Origin of the sequence: Roseibium marinum, assembly GCF_002906165.1 — a bacterium.
GTDB classification, from domain to species: Bacteria; Pseudomonadota; Alphaproteobacteria; order Rhizobiales; family Stappiaceae; genus Roseibium; species Roseibium marinum.
The window spans coordinates 12,832-26,821 of the sequence record NZ_PPCN01000019.1 but is presented as its reverse complement, the minus strand read 5'-3'; the positions used below and the strand labels follow the sequence as shown (position 1 = coordinate 26,821).

Sequence of the window (13,990 nt, the reverse complement as noted above, 5' to 3'; positions counted from 1 at the left end):
GTCAGATAGTCTCCTTGTTCAGTTCGGGGTCGCGCCAGAGCCCTGTCCGCGCCACGCGGGACAGGAGCGTGCGCCCCAATGCGGTTTCGCAGGCTTCGGAGGCGCGCATCATCGCGTCCAGGTCGATGCCGTGCGTCAGCCCTTCGGCCTCGAAAAGGGTCACGAGGTCTTCGCTCGCCACGTTGCCCGTATCCCCCGAGCCATAGGTGATCCGTGCAGGATGACCACCGACGCCGCCCATGGCACTGTCGAAATAGGTCGCACCCGCCTCGAGCGCGGCGATGCAATTGGCGATGCCCGTGCCGCGCGTATCATGGAAATGCGCGACCGGCGCGATCCGGGGAACCTCCTCGAGCAGCCTGCGGAACAGCGCCTTGACCGTTGAGGGGGATCCGCTGCCGATTGTGTCTCCGATCGTGACCAGCTCCGCGCCGAGATCGGCAAATCGGGCGGCATCCGCCACCACGCGCCCGGGATCGACCTCACCCTCGAACGGACAGCCGAGCGCCATAGAGATGACGCCGACAAGGCGGAAACGCCCCTGCGCCATCCGCGCCATTTCCTCGACGCGGCGCCACTGCTCTTCCCGCCCGGTTTTCAGATTTCGCTGTGTATGGGTTTCGGTCGCCGAGACCAGGAGGCTCAACTCCTCCGCACCGTGCCCGGCTTCCAGGTCCGCGAGCGCCCGCTCGACGGCGCGGGGGTTCGGGCAGGTCGCCTTGTAGCGGACACCCGGCCGGCGAGGCAAGCGCCGCAGCAATTCCGACGCATCGGCGAAACCCGGCACATGGCGGGGATGCGAATAGCTGGTCGCCTCGATCCTGTGAAAGCCCGCGTCGGCAAACATTTCCAGAAGCCGAAACTTGTCTGCCGTGGACGGTATCTGCGTTTCATGCTGCAGACCGTCGCGAGCAAAGCACTCGCATATGACGATGTCTTTCGTCACTGGTTCCTCCCATTTGTTGTGTTTATGAACGATCTAAAACATCTATGCAACAAAAAATAACGTATGAAAACCCGCATAAATTCCAATAGGTTATATGAGGATCGCTGAGATTCTCCTCATCTCGCCGGAAAAATTCGTTGAAAATATCAACAAATTCAGTGATCTTCATAACTATGAACTCGTCAAATCTGGGAGGATTAAGATGAACAGACGGTCGGTTCTGGGAATTTTCGGAGGGGTCATGGGTCTTGTCATGACCGCGAACGGGGTCATGGCCGAGGGCTATCCCGACCATGACATCGAGATACTGATCCCCTTCTCCGCCGGAGGCGGCAACGACCAGGTTGCCCGGACCCTTGCGGTGGAACTGGAAGATATTCTCGGGCAATCCGTGGTGCCGGTACAAAAGACCGGCGCGGGGGGATATGTCGCCGCCAAGGCGCTGGTCACGGGCAAGCCCGACGGATATACGCTTGGTCATCAGTCCCTGGGCACTCTCATGCTTGGCGGCCTCATGAAGGAACAGACCGTCGATGCGCTGAACGACCTTCGGTTTGTGGCGCAGATGGCTCTGATCCAGTCCGCGATCGCGGTGAAGGCCGACAGTCCCTATCAAACGCTGGATGATCTCGTTGAGGCGATGAAAGCCGACCCGGGAGCAATCGCCTGGGGACATACCGGCCGGGGTGGCTTCCATTTCGTCAACGGTTCCTCGCTGCTCGCCGCAACAGGTACCGAAGCGCTCGACGTGCCTTACAAGGGGAGTTCGAAGACGACAGCCGCCCTGCTGGGCGGGCATATCGATTTCGCCCTGCTGTCGACCTCCAATGTCCTCGGCTTCGAGGACGAGATCCGCGTTCTCGCCTTCGCCTCCGACCAGGGGGACGATCTTCTGCCGGATGTGAAAACGGTCAAGGAGCTCGGCATCGACATGGTGACCGTTGCAACGCCTTCCGTCATCACCGTTCACAAGGATACGCCCGACGATATCGTCCAGACGCTGGAAGCCGCGATCAGGGAAGCCGTCTCCCGCGAGCGTTACCGGGACACCCTCAACGGCTTGGGCATTGCCCCGGTTTTCGCGGACGGCGCGGCCATCAAGAGTTATCTCGACGCGAACATCGGCCACTGGAAAGCGTTGGTCGATGCCGCTGTGGAAACGTCGCAGTAGCGCCTGTGCCACTCGTGCGAGCCGAACTCTGGAAGCTCCGGCTTCCGCTCCGCAATGCCGTGGAATGGACGGCGGGCGGGGCGGAAGCCAGCGTGCCATATGTGATCCTGCTGCTGCAGGATGACGAGGGACGCTGCGGAGCTGCCGAAATCACCTGCCGGCCGGCCTGGAACGGCTTTACGCAGGACCTGATGATCAACGCTTTCCGGCAACTGGCCTGGCCGCTCCTGGTTGGGCTGGAGGCCGGCGAGCCGCTGATGCCCAGACTGTCGGGCATTCGCGGAATGACGGCCTTGAAGGCACTTTGCGACAACGCATGGCATGACCTCGGTGCGCCCGCGCCGAAAGGCGGCCCGATACGCGTTGCCTCCGTGCTGACCCGAATGGCACCGGACGCCGCAGCCGAGGCCGCCCTCAAGGTTCGCGAGGAAACCGGTATCAACGCCTTCAAGGTGAAGCTTGGACAGGGAATATCGCAGGATGCAGCCGTGCTGGCGGCACTTCGCCGCGAACTCGGCACGGAAACGGAACTGTCCGGAGATGCCAACAGCTCGTACTCGCTTGAGGATCTTCCCGCGCTTTTCGCGCTGGCGCGGGAAATGACCCTGAGTTTCCTGGAAGACCCCGTTCCGCTGCTTCCGGACGCGGTGACCGGGGCGGCCTGCGCTTCCTTCGATGTCCCTGTACTGGTCGACAAGGCGATGGACGGGGCCAGGTGGGTTCGGGCTTTCGCGGATCGCGGTCTGCTGCATGCCTCCGCCAAGCCGAACCGCATCGGTGTGAGCGAAGCCAGGGAGGTGGCCACGGCGGTCGCCGCGAACGGCGGCCGTGTCTGCGACGGAACCTATTCGGAAAGTGCCCTTGGAGCCGCCGCCCAGATCGCTTTCGCACAGAGCCTTCCCGAAGGACTTGCCCACCCGCACGAAATTGATTTTCACCGCGGGCTTTCCGCTCAGGTTGCTCCGCTCCCGGCCATCCGGGACGGCACCGTTGAACCGGTGTCGGGCCGGATTGCGGAGCGGCTCGACAGAGAAACTCTTGATTCCATCGCCGCGCAGCATCTCGAGTTCGCAGCCGATGCAAAGGCGACATGAAGGAAAAGAACCATGGATGAGGCACGCAAGGATATTATCGGCGGTGCTTTGCTGTTCGTTGCGGGAATCGCTCTCGCGACACATTGTTACCTCAGCTACGACCTCGGCAGCCTGCGCCGGATGGGCACCGGGCTCTACCCGATGCTGGCGGGTCTTTCCCTCGCGGGGCTCAGCCTCGCAATCCTGCTGCCTGCCTTCCTGCGCGGCATCAGGCCCGGCCGGGTATCGCTGCCGCCAGTGCGTGCGTCGATCTTTGTCCTGCTGGCTGTCGCCGCCTTCGCGCTCCTATGCGAGTCCTTCGGCCTCTTTCCCGCAATTGCGGCCATGGTGGTGCTCGCGAGTCTGGCCGGTCCGCAACGGCCCTCCCTCGGCGAGCTTCTCATCGTGACGGTGGTTCTGTGCGCGCTTGCCTGGCTCATCTTCGGCCTCGGTCTTTCACTGGGCCTCAAGATGCTGGCATGGCCCTGGTAGGCGGCTGGAGACAAATATGCTGAACAATATTCTCCTCGGGCTGGAAACCGCCCTGACGCCGATGACCCTGGGCTACTGCTTCGTCGGCGTCTTCCTTGGAACGCTGGTGGGCGTGATCCCCGGCATAGGGCCGCTGACAGCCATTTCCATGCTGCTGCCGCTGACCTATCACCTCGACCCGGCGACTTCGATCATCATGCTCGCCGGGATCTGGTACGGAACCGGCTACGGTGGGTCGACGGCCGCGATCCTGGTCAATATTCCCGGAACGACCTCCTCGGCCGTCTCCTGCCTCGACGGTCATCCGATGGCGCTCCAGGGACGGGGGGCGGCCGCTCTCTTCATGACCTCCGTCGCGTCCTTTTTCGGCGGCATGGTCGGCATCCTGCTGCTCATGATCTTTGCGCCGACAATCGCTGCCTACGCTCTCGGTTTCGGCTCGGCGGAATATTTCTCGCTCATGATCCTCGGGCTGGTGGCCGCCAGCGCTGTGAGCGACGGACCTGTCGCAAAGGCGCTGGCCATGGTTGTGCTCGGCATTGTTTTCGGAACGGTGGGGATCGATCTTTACACCGGAGACGAGCGGCTGACCTTCAACATCCTCGAAATGTCGAACGGCATCGGGCTCATTCCGTTGGCGATGGGCATGTTCGGCATTGCCGAAGTGGTGAGCAACGCACAGACCGGCGCCGCCCGGCGTTTCGACCGCAAGAGCGTCTCCCTGTGGTCGATGAAACTGTCCAGGGAGGAAGTCCTCCGCTCACTGCTGCCGATGCTGCGCGGCAGCGCGGTCGGTTCATTTTTCGGCGCGCTTCCCGGAACAGGCCCTTCTGTGGCATCGTTCTTCGCCTACGCGCTGGAAAAACGCATTTCGACCACGCCGGAGCGCTTCGGCAAGGGCGCCATCGAGGGCATCACCGCGCCGGAATCGGCCAACAACGCCGCCGATCAGACCGCTTTCGTCCCCACGCTGACACTGGGCATCCCGGGCAGCGCCGCCATGGCGCTGATGCTGGGGGCTCTCACCATTCACGGCATCGCTCCCGGGCCGAAGCTCCTGTCCGATCAGCCGGAGCTTTTCTGGGGCCTGATCATGAGTTTCTGGATAGGCAACCTGATCCTCCTCATCCTCAATATTCCGATGATCGGCCTGTGGGTCCGGCTGCTTCTCGTACCGAACCGGTTTCTCTACCCGGCGATCCTGATGTTCATCGCCATCGGCACGCTGAGCCTGCACAACAACACCTTCGACATCTGGCTGGTGGCGGGGTTCGGAGTTCTCGGGATCCTGATGCGCTGGCTGAATTTTCCGGCGGCCCCGCTGCTCCTCGGATTTGTTCTGGGGCCGATGATGGAAGAACACTTCCGCCGGGCGCTGCTCCTGTCGCGCGGCGACCTTGCGACATTCGTCGAAAGGCCGGTCAGCGCGGTTGTTCTGGGTCTGGCGGCGATCATGCTTGTCTGGGGTGTGCTGTCGCACCGCAAGGCGAAAGCAAAGCAGGCGGCATGAGCCAAGTGTGACGGCGCTTCACCTGCTCTGAATCGGGGAGGGCGGGTCCTGGAACGTGCAGGCATTAACAGCGCCGGCGCGGCCGCGGGGAGATGATCTGCGGGCCGAAATCTTTCGACTTCCTGCGACGAAAAGAATGGCTGCAGGCGTTCTCGCAATAAGCTGCGATCATCCGTAGGGTAAGGGCGGATCGATTTGATTTCATTGAATAACTTCCAGAGGCTGAGGACGCCCGGCCTACAGGGAGTCGGTTGGAGTAAAATGGGCTGGGAAAAACGCCGCTGTGCATAACGATCGGATCGCTTGCGAAATCCTAGACCTCTGCCAGAGGACTTGTTCGGCAGGCTACCTCGTCGACCCAACTCATTGATCTTTCAAGTCATTGAGGGCAGCTTGATGGATCACTCTTGCCATGAGAAACCATGCGTCTGCGCCACTTGAGAACTACTCCGAAAATGCAAATATCACAGAGGCGGTGTAAATCGCTTTCAACATATTAAGAGCCTTCCCAAAACCGAGCATTAAAACACGAGCTGTTTCCGGCGGGACAAAAAGAACCCGTGGCCGTCGGCGTTGGAACATGTGAACCCGGTTCTTTCTGAACGACAGTTCACGCTGCCGAATTCACCGGACACTCCGTAGTGAGCGATGTCCGTGTAGTCCACGGATTCGAGTCGTTGGCTGCAAATCATTTTCACGTTGCCAGACGCTTCAATGTAAAACTCATGCCCCCAATATCCGTTACACGAAGCCGGTTTCGGAAGAGGTATAGGGCCGCCGCGATTGATGATCGTGCAATACAAATGACCGCCGCCAGTAACCCCTCCGTTGCAGTAGATGTTTTTTGAGGGTGTCATGAAACCCAACCCGTCCGCCTTGACGGAGGTTGGAATAAGCAGGCAAAGCGCCAGAAGAATGTTTCTCAAAAATCAACTCCTCAATCGATCTTGGTTACATACATATTGAAAATCGTCACGTAGGTTTTTTTAATGTCTACGATAGAGATAATTTGGGGATCCTCGAAAGCGCCATAAACATTGAAAGACAGCGCCACCCCGCCGCCAGTAAAGTTCTGTACCATTTGGGGGTTATCCGACAAATGTAGCATTTGGCCGCCGTCAAAAGAAAGGCGCTCATTGGTCGCAATGTGTTCTTTCAGCTTTACCGCCTCCGAGACAGGATCGATATTGGCTTGGCTGGGGCTTATGCCAACAGTGCAACTGACAGACATCACATCAGGGCCAAAGGAAACCTCCACTGCTCCGGATTCACTGTAATCCGAGGAAGCCCAGCCATACGCCAGCCTTGTCCCGGCTTCGGAAACACCGAGCACATGTCCCGCTTCCTTGATCGGAAAATCCGCAAACATGGCCTCCTTGCTGATCATGAGGCTGCCGCAGTTCTTCAAATACCGCTGCCAAAGATCGGTAATCCCGGCGTCCGCTCGAGCATTAAAAACGGTCCCGATGAGAACGGGTATTGAGATTGAAACAATCAGAGTCACGCGTAGAAACAGCACCAAACCCTCCAATTCACTCGAATGACATGCAACTGATGACGTAAGCGGTTGATCGGTAGCTGTGAACTCTTCCGCTGGCATCCAGAAGTTTACCCTTCACGATGCCATACCCGAGAAGTTGTTCGCCGCTGGATCCCAGAACATGTCCACGAAAATAAACAATGTCGCCAGAGATCTGGATCATCTCATTGGCTTCGTGACCTTTCAGCCGCTGGTTTTTGACAACAAAGGAACCACTCATTGTGAACTCACCGTTGCCCGGGAATATGACGGACAGTTCGCCACCAACTTCTCCGTAGTTGTATCCGCCGCCCTCAGTCAGGGAAACGGAACCATCGGTGTCAGAAAAAGACGCGTCGCCATAAATGTCCCCGTCTCCGTTCTTGATAAGTCCGTTCGGGAATGTATTCGAACCGGTATCCGTTTGAGTGATGTTCCGTAACCCGAACACGAGTTTAGCTGTCGGCTTCATTGGTTTGGCGCTTGTCGCTGGAACGGTATACCCGTGGATCCATGCCGTTCTTTCACCCTGCACCTGTTTTACCGAGGAATTGTTTACCCAGAATTGCAAACTTTCCACGTTGTCCTGAGTACAGCCCGGTGCATTCTGGTCTCCGGTTATTTCAATCCGATCCCTTTGATACTCACTCGCGCCGGAGGCGAGATCCTCGAATTTGCGGCCATTTCTACTTTTTGCCGTCAGCTCGAGATCAGTCAGGGTTTCGGCGGCGACAACCGTTCCGGTTTCCTCATTCAGACATAGATCGCTTAACTGAACTTTTCCGGATGGGTCATACTTCAACCAGCCGAAGCCTTTCGTGCCTTCGCAGTTATCGATCCGGTGGTCGATCAGCGGATCACCTGAAACCGGTTTTTTGGCATCTATCATTTGCGCATTCGCGGGAATGTGAAAGCTGGCGCAAAACAAGGTCAACGGGATAAGCGCTTTTGAAATCTTCATATTCTCTCCAGGAAGTCATTCTTAAAAAAATGATGTCGATGTTGCCGGTTGTTCTGACAACGGAAAGCAAAAAATCCAATTTCCCTTAGAAGTGCGCGTGGGTGATTTTGAAATTCATAGCCGTCGGCAGAAGGCGCTGTATGTGCTCTGTATCACACGTTCGGTTCCAAGCTATCTTTGCGGAATGAATAGCCCCGCGTTTACTAGACGCCTTCGGAGTTCATTTTCTGCCGCCGTTCGAACCCGACGGGTGATAGCATCCCGTTCCTGGCGTGCTTCCGCTTTGGATTGTAGAACATCTCGATGTAGTCGAACACATCCTGCCTGGCTTCGACGTGGGTCTTGTAGGCCCGGCGCCGTATTCGCTCGCGCTTCAACAGGTTGAAGAAGCTTTCGGCAACAGCGTTGTCGTGGCAGTTCCCGCGCCGGCTCATGGAATGTTCGAGGTTGTGAGCCTTGAGGAACGAAGCCCGGTCCATGCTTGTGAACCGGGAGCCCTGGTCCGAGTGGACCAGAACCTTGTGTTTCGGTTTCCGCTGCCATACGGCCATGAGCAGGGCCTGCAATACGACATCCGTGGTTTGACGGCTCTGCATCGACCAGCCGACGACGCGGCGAGAAAAGAGGTCGATCACGACGGCCAGATAGGCAAAGCCTTCCAGTGTCCTGATGTAGGTGATGTCTGTTACCCAGACCCTGTCGAGGGCATCCACATCGAACTGTCGGCCCAATGTGTTGTCGATGACCAATGACGGTCGGCCGCCATAACCGCCGGGCCGCCGCTTGTATCCGATCTCAGCCTTGAGCCCGGCCAGACTGGCAAGACGTGCGACACGGTTCAGGCTGCACGTCTCCCCCTGATCGAGCAGATCGTCATGAAGCTTGCGATATCCATAGACCTTGCCGCTCTCTTTCAGCCAGGCGGCCGTGTTCCGTCAGCACAGATGGGAAATCGTGGAACAGGCAAAGAGCGAGGGGTGGCTCGATGACTTGGAATAAAACTATTGGACACCTCCTTTGGCCGTGAACTGGAAAGCCGTAAACCCTGAACTGCTTTACCGTTGTCGAGACGTTTTTGTGCCGAGTTTGCCAAGTCGATGTTGGAGGCCGTGCCTGCCAAGCCTATCTGCCAACAGTCTGGATTTCCGGCAATTAGCGCGAATTGCAGATCAATGCACGTGCGACGTATTGGGAGGAGAATGGTCGAATACAGCTCTTTTACAAATGTCTTGAATGGGGCAGGGAGGGGACAGTTCGGTTTTTGGTTATGGCCGACCACCTTTATGCGGGCATGGCGCTGATCCGGTCAACGCGCTATCCTGACTGCGGGCAACCGTTGGGAGGACGCGATGCTTGATCTCGAACATGTCGACGAAATCGACCGTGTGCTGCGCGCCGTTGCACGCGCAACGTCCGCGCGAGGGGCATCCACATTTGCCCTGTGTCAGGACCAGATGCCGTTACCTGCCGGCGCTTCCCCTTGATAATCGTGATGCCGGAGGACCAACACCAAAAACGAAAAGGGAGGAGCACATGCTCAATACGACTGTTGCCGGCTGGACACAGGCTTTTTTGGACGGTTTCGGCGCCGCGCTGACTCAAAATGACATTGCCAAAGCGCGGGATATGTTCCTGGACGATTGCTATTGGCGCGACCTTGTGACGTTCACCTGGAATGTCAAGACGGTCGAGGGCAAGGACCAGGTCGAGGACATGCTGAAGCACCAGCTGGCCACGACCAAGCCCAGCAACTGGCAACTGGCCGAGGGCGAGATCCCCACCGAGGACGATGGCGTCACCACCGCCTGGATCCAGTTCGAGACCGAAATGGCGCGGGGCCATGGTCTTATGCGACTGAAGGACGGCAAGATCTGGACCCTGCTGACCACGATGGTCGAGTTGAAGGGGCATGAGGAGCCGGCGGGCTTCATGCGCCCGCTCGGCGCTAGGCACGGAGCCGGGAAGAACCGCGAAACCTGGAAGGAAGAACGTGAACGCGAGGCTGCCGAGCTTGGCTATAAAACCCAGCCTTACTGTGTGATCATTGGCGGCGGTCAGGGCGGCATCGCGCTCGGCGCCCGCTTGCGCCAACTCGGCGTGCCGACAATCATCGTCGAGCGCAACGACCGGCCCGGCGACAGTTGGCGCAAGCGCTACAAGTCGCTCTGCCTGCACGACCCGGTCTGGTACGACCATTTGCCTTACATGAAGTTCCCCGAGAACTGGCCGGTATTTGCCCCCAAGGACAAGATCGGTGACTGGCTGGAAATGTACACCAAGGTGATGGAGCTGAACTACTGGTGCCGCACAACTGCCAAGTCCGCCAGCTTTGACGAGAAGACGGGGGAATGGACTGTCGTGGTGGATCGCGACGGCGAAGAGGTCGTGTTGCGTCCCAAGCAACTTGTCATGGCGACCGGCATGTCCGGCAAGAAGCGGATGCCTGCCTTCCCCGGCATGGACAGGTTCAAGGGCGCACAGCAGCATTCGTCGGAACACGAAGGCCCGGACAGGTGGACCGGCAAAAAGGTGGTCGTCATCGGCTCCAACAACTCTGCACATGACATCTGCGCTGCGCTTTGGGAACACGACGCGGACGTGACCATGGTGCAGCGGTCTTCCACACACATCGTGCGGTCGGACACGTTGATGGAGATCGGCCTCGGTGCACTTTACTCCGAGGAAGCGGTCCGCAACGGTGTGACGACAGAAAAGGCCGATCTGATTTTCGCCTCGCTGCCCTATCGGATCCTGCACGAGTTCCAGATCCCGGCCTATGCGCAGATGAAGGAACGCGATGCTGCGTTCTACGAGGGGTTGAAAAAGGCTGGCTTCTGGCTCGACTGGGGGGATGACAAGTCCGGCCTGTTCATGAAATACCTGCGCCGTGGCTCGGGCTATTACATCGACGTGGGCGCGAGCCAGCTCATCATCGACGGCGAGATCAAGCTCAAGCGTGGCCAAGTCGTATCGCTCGACGAGACCGGGGTCACTCTTGACGACGGCAGTCATCTCGGCGCCGATCTCATCGTCTACGCCACCGGCTATAACTCGATGAACGGCTGGGTGGCGGACCTGATGGGTCAGGAGACGGCCGATACCCTTGGCAAATGCTGGGGCCTCGGCTCAGATACCACCAAGGATCCGGGGCCCTGGGAAGGCGAACAGCGCAACATGTGGAAGCCGACGCAGGTGCCGAACCTCTGGATGCACGGTGGCAACCTGCACCAGTCGCGCCACTACTCGCAGTTCCTGTCGCTGCAGATCAAGGCGCGGATGGAGGGTATCCCGACACCTGTCTACGGGTTGCAGGAGGTCCACCACCTGAGCTGACAAATCGTTTTGAGGCCTGTCTTTTGAGGTCGGGCACGCACCTTCACTGCCTTCGGTGAACCAGCGTGCCCGACCATTCGTTGCGACGGAGCTTTGGTGCCATCGAGTATCTCGTCGAATGATTGATCATTCGATTCCGCAATATCGCATTGCAGTATGAGGTCGGCCGCACATTGCCACGTGCTTCTTTGATTTCACGCGCAGGAAGAGCCAGACCTGCGCGCGAGATGCTAAAATAGTCCGCTTCCCGCCTTCTCGGATGATCGAACGAGTCACGACGAACGACTGCTTACGGGAAATTTTACGCGCAATTCAAGCGTCCAAGATGGGGGCGCAAAGCGGTTGCTTCACTAAAACCTACCGGAGAAAACCCCGGCCCGACCTCTCTCAAAACTTTATATTTAAACGTCCAATGAAAGAGGATTAAACAAGGCGAATTCAAATGACGAAAAAGCTCCATTCGCAAAAAAATGGATGCCAAGTAAAGTTGCGCGATTTGCCAAACGAACTTGCGCGCTACAACTTACACCTGTAACGCGCAAGTTCACTTGGCAGAAACGGCGTTTCCGGGATTAAGTGGGATCAAGCGGTTTTTGGCGATTTTCTGCTGTTCCTGGCAGGGTCAGGTGAAAACGGGCGCGCAACTTCACTTGGCGAAAAATACCGTTATCGGCGGGATGTTGAATTATGCCATTTGAAAAAGCGCAATGAAAACAAAGACTGCGCAAGTTTAAGGTAGCAACTCAAAGAGAATTCCGTAACGAGTTGCTACCTTGAAAAAATCGGCAGAATTCTGCTGTTTTGGGCAAATTTGCACACATCGACCTAGTATCCGTGGTAGCAACTTTTTCGCCTTTGACGTTGAACATTGCGCAAGTTCAAGGTGGGAACTGAAACACGTTTTTCACAACGAGTTCCCACCTTGGCATGAATGGCGGATTTCTGCTGTTTTTCGGATGTTTGGCTTATTGAGCCCCTTGCCAAGGTGGGAAGCCTCAACGTCGCAGGATTTATCCCTTTCTTGGGCATGTGAGCCTGCACTGTTGCGATGTCGGGACGCTCGGTCAGCGAAGTGAACCGTGGTTTCAACACCAAGACGCGATGGGCCGAACAAGGGTGGCTGCCTGTGTTCCCTCACACGACCCCGGCAAAACGATGACCTCACAGCGCGAGATCTATGCAGAATCACGCATGATTCACACGTCATTCACGACGATGACCTCGTTTCGCACAGGGGGGATGATGAGGTATTTTTCAAGAAACGTTTTCACGCACACCGTGACGACTGCGGCTCTTGTTCTTGGTCTTTGGAGTGTCACAGAAACTGGGAAGGCACTGGCCGAGCAGGACCCAGCACTGGTGATCGTCGACAAGGCGATCCTCAAGCAGTCAGGTCTCACGTTCAAGAGCACGCTCAAACACATCCTCAGAGGCGACCGGCCGGTCGAGGACGTCACGGATGCGGACGCCGAGCAATTCCTGCAATCGCTGCTGATGAGCTTCGGCGCGACAAACTTTCCCGGCATGCAGGCAAGTCTGCCGCTGGCCACTCTTCAGCCGCAAGACCTTCTCGACAGTCGGAGTTCCGACAACGGTGGCAGTCCTTACGCCCTCAGGCTTTCGGCAGTGTTCTTTCGGCCCGATCTTGCGCCGAAAAACTTCAAGGATTGCGGCGAGTTCCGGATCGTCTATTCTTTCGACAAGCCAGTTTCGGAGCACCCGGACGGACGCAATTCCAAAAAAGGGCTCGTCAAACGATTCTTCCTGATCTTTGAGACCAGGCCGCAATTCCCTTTTGGATCCGAGATAAAGGATACGAAACAGGAGCGTGTTGCTGCGTGCCAAATCCTTGCCCGGCAATGGGCAGATTTCCGAGCGGCACAGTCTGCGCCGATGGCAGAAGAGAAAAAGACGGAGATTGCTGAGACCCTCAACAGGTTCTTCTATGATACAATGCACGCGACCGCGACCGGTAATTTCAGCCGGGCCATGCGAGCAGATCATCTCGCCGGACATTCTGGAACACCGCTCGGGCAGATCCGCGGCAATTTCCGGACAACGGAGCTCTTGGATGGCACCAAGACACTGGTCTGGCAACTTCGAGAATGGCTCGTTTACGAAGATCCTTCGGGAATGATGCGTTTCCAGCCTGCTCCGACGAAAGACAGCCCACTCAAGGCGCTATTCAGAAACGACCGCGGACCGAATACCTTAGGTGCAAAATTCAAAGATCATCTCTTCAAAAAATTGGCATCGGACCTGCAAAGCCCAACCATCAAGTCGGTTTCTGATGACCTTTTGCAATGCAGGGACTTTCGCAAGCAACCATCAGGTCGGTTTAAGGATACATATCTGGTGAACGCGCTCGGGACCATCGAAGTGGACCGTGACTTTCTCACTTTTCAAGATTCCTCGGAACCGGATCCGATGGATGAACTCTTTAAGCGTAGACGAGGTGAATTCTACACCACTTGGCAGCGTGCTATCGCTTTCACGGGATCAGTCCCAACAATGAACGAAACGCATTTGCTGAAGCGCGCTCAAGCGCTTACCTGTGCCGGATGTCATCATTCGTCTGCCGACGAAACGATCGGTCAAGGAATGGAAGCTTTTTCCTGGCCACCTCCGCTCGACAGGTTTGTGCATGTGCGGGAACCGAACAAAGAAGAAGGCAGCGACACCTCCCGGCTCTCCACCGCACTGGTGAACTACTTTCTCAAATTTCGGACTTGCGTGCTGGACACATTGCTTGCAGCAAATCCGGCCAACTTTGTTCAAATCGCAGCCTTGAGCAATACGGAAAAGGAACTTGAGGACAAGATCCGCCTCCAGCGCGATGTTGTTTCGGAGGCTGAGCATTCAAACTTGAGATTGGTAGATTTCGACAAATATTTTGCCGAAATCTTGCTATTGAGACAGTATCTCCATTCCCAAACCGGTGCATTCGTTGCGCGTCGTCGTAGTCACTGATTTCAGTATCGATTC

The 13,990-nt window shown here is 57.3% G+C and carries 11 protein-coding genes and 1 pseudogene; 7 read left to right on the top strand and 5 right to left on the bottom strand.

Going from position 1 to position 13,990, the window contains the following annotated elements:
• Position 1: 1 nt before the first annotated feature.
• Positions 2–946, bottom strand: coding sequence for a hydroxymethylglutaryl-CoA lyase (locus tag CLV41_RS25950; RefSeq protein ID WP_103225406.1), 945 nt, complete (start codon positions 944–946; stop codon positions 2–4).
• A 202-nt stretch (positions 947–1,148) separates the two neighbouring features.
• On the opposite strand from CLV41_RS25950, the gene CLV41_RS25945 reads away from it, so the two are divergent.
• Genes CLV41_RS25945 through CLV41_RS25930 form a run of 4 tightly spaced genes read left to right on the top strand, consistent with a single transcriptional unit; the run spans position 1,149 to position 5,192 of the window.
• Entirely contained in the window at positions 1,149–2,117 is a 969-nt protein-coding gene (locus CLV41_RS25945) for a tripartite tricarboxylate transporter substrate binding protein (RefSeq protein WP_170107325.1), read from the top strand.
• 5 nt (positions 2,118–2,122) lie between these two features.
• Positions 2,123–3,211 (top strand): enolase C-terminal domain-like protein, encoded by a 1,089-nt coding sequence (locus CLV41_RS25940; RefSeq protein WP_146048645.1) that lies wholly within the window; start codon positions 2,123–2,125, stop codon positions 3,209–3,211.
• 12 nt (positions 3,212–3,223) lie between these two features.
• Positions 3,224–3,682 (top strand): tripartite tricarboxylate transporter TctB family protein, encoded by a 459-nt coding sequence (locus CLV41_RS25935; protein WP_103225403.1) that lies wholly within the window; start codon positions 3,224–3,226, stop codon positions 3,680–3,682.
• 16 nt (positions 3,683–3,698) lie between these two features.
• Positions 3,699–5,192: a tripartite tricarboxylate transporter permease gene (locus CLV41_RS25930; RefSeq protein WP_103225402.1), complete on the top strand. Its 1,494-nt coding sequence runs from the start codon at positions 3,699–3,701 to the stop codon at positions 5,190–5,192.
• Positions 5,193–5,713: 521 nt separating this feature from the next.
• On the opposite strand, the gene CLV41_RS28420 is transcribed toward CLV41_RS25930, so the two are convergent.
• From CLV41_RS28420 to CLV41_RS25915, 4 genes and pseudogenes are all read right to left on the bottom strand, one after another.
• A complete protein-coding gene (locus CLV41_RS28420; protein WP_408014295.1) occupies positions 5,714–6,118 on the bottom strand; it encodes a DUF6636 domain-containing protein in 405 nt (134 codons plus the stop codon).
• Between the two features lie 11 nt (positions 6,119–6,129).
• Positions 6,130–6,711 carry a hypothetical protein gene (locus CLV41_RS25925; RefSeq protein WP_103225401.1) on the bottom strand — a complete coding sequence of 194 codons (582 nt, stop codon included), beginning with the start codon at positions 6,709–6,711 and terminating at the stop codon, positions 6,130–6,132.
• Positions 6,712–6,724: 13 nt separating this feature from the next.
• The gene (locus tag CLV41_RS25920) at positions 6,725–7,672 is read right to left on the bottom strand and encodes a hypothetical protein (protein WP_103225400.1); all 948 of its coding nucleotides are present in this window, start codon (positions 7,670–7,672) and stop codon (positions 6,725–6,727) included.
• A gap of 203 nt (positions 7,673–7,875) precedes the next feature.
• Positions 7,876–8,595, bottom strand: a pseudogene (locus tag CLV41_RS25915) (IS3 family transposase); the annotation flags it as partial.
• A gap of 426 nt (positions 8,596–9,021) precedes the next feature.
• Between CLV41_RS25915 and CLV41_RS28315 the strand changes: the two are divergent.
• The 3 genes from CLV41_RS28315 (at position 9,022) to CLV41_RS25905 (ending at position 13,975) form a co-directional block, all read left to right on the top strand.
• The gene (locus tag CLV41_RS28315) at positions 9,022–9,156 is read left to right on the top strand and encodes a hypothetical protein (protein ID WP_268952707.1); all 135 of its coding nucleotides are present in this window, start codon (positions 9,022–9,024) and stop codon (positions 9,154–9,156) included.
• A 49-nt stretch (positions 9,157–9,205) separates the two neighbouring features.
• Positions 9,206–11,005, top strand: a complete 1,800-nt coding sequence (locus CLV41_RS25910) for an NAD(P)/FAD-dependent oxidoreductase (RefSeq protein ID WP_103225399.1) — start codon at positions 9,206–9,208, stop codon at positions 11,003–11,005.
• A 1,155-nt stretch (positions 11,006–12,160) separates the two neighbouring features.
• Entirely contained in the window at positions 12,161–13,975 is a 1,815-nt protein-coding gene (locus CLV41_RS25905) for a hypothetical protein (RefSeq protein WP_103225398.1), read from the top strand.
• The last annotated feature ends 15 nt before the right edge of the window (positions 13,976–13,990 follow it).